Source organism: Protofrankia sp. CiP1_Cm_nod4, from assembly GCF_982290645.1.
In genome coordinates, this window is sequence record NZ_CEVIVC010000175.1 from 1 (window position 1) to 4,491 (window position 4,491).

The window sequence follows — 4,491 nt, forward strand, 5'->3', positions numbered from 1 at the left end:
ACTGGCCAGACTCGATCGACACGCACCCGACCGATAAGAAGAATCCTCCGCCCCACAGGCAGCCTGATCAACCTCCGAAGGACTTACGGGCGAGACCACTTAGCCTAGGTTCCTTTCCACTCGGAGTTGATTGCTGCTGGGCCGTGGAGCGGCTGAGCCAGTTTTCGAATCGGGTCTCGGCGAGGCTGGCGTCATCGCCGGGAACGAGGGTGCGCTCGTTCAGTTCTGCGCCGGAGTAGCGTGCGCGTGGATCCGTGATCACTTCGCGTGGATCGTGGCGTTCCCTGAGGTCTAGTCGGATGAGTTCGTCGAGACGAAACTTTTGTGGCCCCGCCACTTCAACGATGCCGTTCACCGGCGATCCCACGCAGACCCTGCCAACCGCGGTCGCGACATCGTCAGCTGCCATGGGTTGGATCAGGGCGGGTGCGAGTCGCACTGTGTTGCCGTCGGTTGCAAAGTCAGCGAGGCGATTGACGAATTCGAAGAACTGCGTCGCGCGGACGATCGAGTAGGGGATCGACGATCCCTCGATCAGCTTTTCTTGGGAGATCTTGGCGCGGAAGTATCCGCTTTCGAGGAGGCGTTCGGTTCCAACGACCGACAACGCGACGTGATGGCCCACGCCTGCGGCCGCTTCAGCGTTGAGGAGATTGCCGGTTGATGTTTGGAAGAACGTCAACACTGCTGCATCCTCGAAGGATGGGGAGTTCGACACGTCGACGACCACAGAGGCTTCCTCGAGCGCCTCGGCCAGGCCCTCGCCGGTGAGTGTGTTGACGCCCGAGTCTGGTGATGCCGGCACCGCTTCGTGGCCGTGGTCACGAAGTTTTTTGACGATCTTCGACCCGATGAGGCCGCTTCCACCGATAACCACGATCTTCATGGTGAATCCCTTCAGTTGCCGCTCTAGGCTCCGGAAGCCATCCGGTGACGGAGCCGTGATGGTGAAGCACGCTTCTTGTGTCTTTGCGGGTCGGAGAAGCCGATGCTTCGGGCGACGATCGCGGCTAGCCCTGGATGAAGGCGAGCAGTTCGGCGTTGACCTGATTCTGGTGCGTGGCCGTGATGCCGTGCGGCGCACCCGGGTAGTAGATGTCCCTTGCGCCCTTGATGAGCCGGGCCGACTTCACCGCCGAGTCCCTCACCGGAACGATCTGGTCGTCCTCGCCGTGCAGCACCAAGGTCGGGACGTCGAACTTCTCGAGGTCCTCGGTGAAGTCCGTCTCGGAGAATGCCTTGACACTCTCGTAGGCGTTGATGAGGCCCGACTGCATGCTCCAGGTCCAGAACTGGTCGAGCAGGCCCTGCGAGACCTCGGCACCGGGCCGGTTTGCGCCGTAGAACTGGACTGCCAGATCCTTGTAGAACTGCGAGCGGTCCTTGGCGAGACCGGCCCGCAGGCCGTCGAAAACCTCGATCGGCAGGCCCTCAGGATTGGCGGCGGTTTTCAGCATGATCGGCGGAACCGCGGCGATCAGGACTGCTTTGGCAACCCGCGCCGTTCCGTGACGTCCGATGTAGCGAGCGACCTCTCCACCGCCGGTGGAGTGGCCCACCAGCGTGACGTCGGTAAGATCGAGCGCGTTGATCACGGCCGCCAGATCGTCGGCGTAGCCGTTCATGTCGTTGCCCGACGAAGCCTGGCTGGACCGGCCGTGACCGCGTCGGTCGTGCGCGACCACGCGGAAGCCGTGCTGCGCGAGGAACAGCATCTGGCCGTCCCACGCGTCAGAGCTCAGCGGCCAGCCGTGCGAGAACGTGACTGCCGGGCCCTTGCCCCAGTCCTTGTAGTAGATTTCGGTTCCGTCGCTGGTGGTGATAGTGCTCACGGTCTGCTCCTTACGGAAGGGGGCCTTGCATCGAGCACCGTCGTACCCGCGAGGCACTGAATGAGTCCGTCGAACACCCCAGTCGTGTCCCCAGTCGGCGTGACCAGGACGCGAGAAAACCCGGCCGTACCGGACCATAGTCACCTTGAGCGCTGGGCTGGCTATGCCGGCGAACACCTGAATCGCCAGGCGCGAGACAAGGGCGATCGGGAGCACAGTCAGGCTCCGGCATCACGGGCCAGGTCGACCAGGCGAGCCGACAGTACGTACCAGCTCTCGTCGCCCAGGAATCATCGGCCATGCGGCACGCGAGCGGGCGAACCGCGAGGCGCTGCGACGCCAGACGAACCTACGAAGATGATGCCGGAAGTCTACTCGGGAGTGCGCGGATGGAGGCTGTTCGGCGTGCCGCGCATTCACCCGCTGTTGGGTGGCGGATCTCCGCTGTACTTCGGGCCGGTTGACGTCGACAGATGGTTGCAAATCACTGTAATGGGGATGTAGGTTGCGATGGTCGCCGTCGTTGGGGTGGACCTGCGTCAGCCAGGAATCCGCGCTAGCATGATTGTCGTGTGATTATGCAGGAAGACGGCGGAAGGGTGAGAATTATGGCCCGTTTGTCCGAACAACTGGCCTACCTCTCAAGGCGTGCCAAGGCAGCCGAGAGTGCTGCGGATGCTGCCGAAGCCGAGACCCGCGAGGAGCTGGCGGCCAAAGTCGAGCAGGCTCGCGCCAACGCCGAGCAGCACGCGAGCGAGCTTCGTGAGAAGGCCGCGGACGTGACCCAGGAGACATCCAGTCGGTGGCGCGAGATCCAGGAGCGCTGGAAGGACCACGTGAGCAAGGTGCGTGCTGAGGTCCAACAGAAGCAGGCCGAGCGCGACGCCCAGCGTGCCGAGCGGCGCGCGGAGTACGCGGAGGACGACGCCGTCTGCGCGATCTCTTTCGCTATCGCCGCTGTGGAAGAAGCCGAGTACGCCGTCCTGGACGCCACCTTGGCTCGCGCCGACGCTGCGGCCGTCAGCACCTGATCCTCATCTCATTGCCCCGGATTCGGTTGGCGACGCCCTGCTTGGCTTTTGCGCGCGGGCGTGGCTCGGCCTGTAAGTGGGTGTGGTCTCGCCCGTGATGCGCTTGGCCGCATTGTCGATCATAGCGATGTGGATCATTGCTTCGGAGCTGGCGGGAAGGGTCTCGTAGTCGCGGGCGAGGCGACGGTGGAACATCAGCCAGCCCAGGGTTCGCTCGACGACCCACCGCCGTTTCACCAGGTGGAAACCGCGGGTCCCGGTTTTTCTGGAGACGACCTCGACGTCGATGCCGAGGGCGGCTCCGTGCTCGACCACGGTGTTCTTGAATCCTGTGTCGACCCAGGTCTTGGAAATCGTCTGCCAGGTGTCCTTCGTCTGGTCGAGCAGGCGTGTGCCCAGGGTGTTGTCGGACAGGTGGGCGGCGGTGACGGTCACGGCGAGCAGCAGGCCGAGGGTGTCGGTGACCACGCCCCGCTCCCGACGATCTTCTTGGCGGCGTCGGTGCCCTGGCTGGCACGGGGGACGTCGGTGGAGGTCGTGACGGTCTGGGTGTCGAGGATGCAGGCGGTCGGCTCGGGATCGCGGCCGTCGGCGGCGCGGGCCAGGCCGGTCAGCTCATAGCCGAGCCGGACAAGAATGCCCTCGTCGCGCCAGGCGGCGTAGGAGAAGTAGACGGTGGTGTGCGGCGGGAAGTCGTGGGGCAGGTATCTCCAGGAGACGCCGGTCCGGTGTCACGGCCGGCGCGCGGCGCGCCGAGCAGCAGTTCACCCATCCGGCGTTCCCACGCCCTGCGCTGGAGACCTTCGAGGACGCCGTCTCGTGTCAGTCCTCGCGGGACAAACGGCGCAAGCGTTCCTCGGAGGCCCTCCTGCCCAGTGAAGGTAGAGCCATCAGCGGCACCATCGCCGGTGACAGGCTGCTCGACCTGCTCGAGTTCGGCTGGCGACGAGAGCTCCGGGCGGGTGCTGTCGCCGGGCGGCTTGAGGCAGAGCCTGGGCTCGCGCAGGCGGTGGCTACGGCGCTGGGAGCGCAGTCCCGGGCTCTGAGGGCCGGCGGGGTGGCGCAGAGGTGGCCCGCCTGCGTGGTCGTCGGGATCGCCCGCGCCGCGTCCGGGTCCGACACGACGGCGTTCTGGCCTGCCTGGCACCGGGCCGCGGGGCTGCGGTCAAGTGCGCGGTCCGCCCGTGAGTGGGGTGACGCGTTCCTCGCGGCGCTCGGGGTGCTGGGACTGCCTGGCGCGCCCGCTGTCGAGGTGGCCGTGCTCGCCCATGTGACCGCGCCGGAGGACCACGCCGGTTCCGCGGGCGACCTCTCCGACGGGGCGGGCCAGGCGCGCCTTGACCCGTTCGGCGGCGGGGTCCTCCTGACGGACGGCGTCTCGGGACAGGCCCGCGCGGGGCTGCCGGAGGAGATCACCGCCGAGGGCGCCACGTTGCTGGCCTTCGACGAGAACGGGGCACTCGTGGACGGGGCGCTGCCCGCCGACGCCGTCTGGGTGCTCTGCTCGGCGGGCGCCGAACTGCGCTCCGACGCGCCGGTCCGGATCCTCGTGACGAGCACGCTCCCGCTGGCCTGGCGTGGCTGGCGCCTCATCCAGGTGGACCTGCGGGGGGCTCGTTGGATCGCCC

General features: G+C 66.4%; 4 protein-coding genes and 1 pseudogene. 2 read left to right on the forward strand and 3 right to left on the reverse strand.

All coding sequences use genetic code 11. The features are described from left to right. Nucleotides 1-67: 67 nt before the first annotated feature. Nucleotides 68-886 carry an SDR family oxidoreductase gene (locus tag AC5LSR_RS21615; RefSeq protein ID WP_250286135.1) on the reverse strand — a complete coding sequence of 273 codons (819 nt, stop codon included), beginning with the start codon at nucleotides 884-886 and terminating at the stop codon, nucleotides 68-70. A gap of 124 nt (nucleotides 887-1,010) precedes the next feature. Further along, nucleotides 1,011-1,832, reverse strand: coding sequence for an alpha/beta fold hydrolase (locus tag AC5LSR_RS21620; RefSeq protein WP_250286134.1), 822 nt, complete (start codon nucleotides 1,830-1,832; stop codon nucleotides 1,011-1,013). A 578-nt stretch (nucleotides 1,833-2,410) separates the two neighbouring features. Between AC5LSR_RS21620 and AC5LSR_RS21625 the strand changes: the two genes are divergently transcribed. Next, complete coding sequence (locus AC5LSR_RS21625; protein WP_250286138.1) at nucleotides 2,411-2,863, forward strand: YtxH domain-containing protein; 453 nt, start codon at nucleotides 2,411-2,413, stop codon at nucleotides 2,861-2,863. A 3-nt stretch (nucleotides 2,864-2,866) separates the two neighbouring features. On the opposite strand, the pseudogene AC5LSR_RS21630 reads toward AC5LSR_RS21625, so the two are convergent. Then, nucleotides 2,867-3,594 (reverse strand): annotated as a pseudogene (locus tag AC5LSR_RS21630) (IS5 family transposase); the annotation flags it as partial. Between the two features lie 326 nt (nucleotides 3,595-3,920). Here AC5LSR_RS21630 and AC5LSR_RS21635 point away from each other — a divergent pair. After that, on the forward strand, nucleotides 3,921-4,491 hold a 571-nt coding region (locus tag AC5LSR_RS21635), incomplete at its 3' end, for a hypothetical protein (protein WP_493468908.1).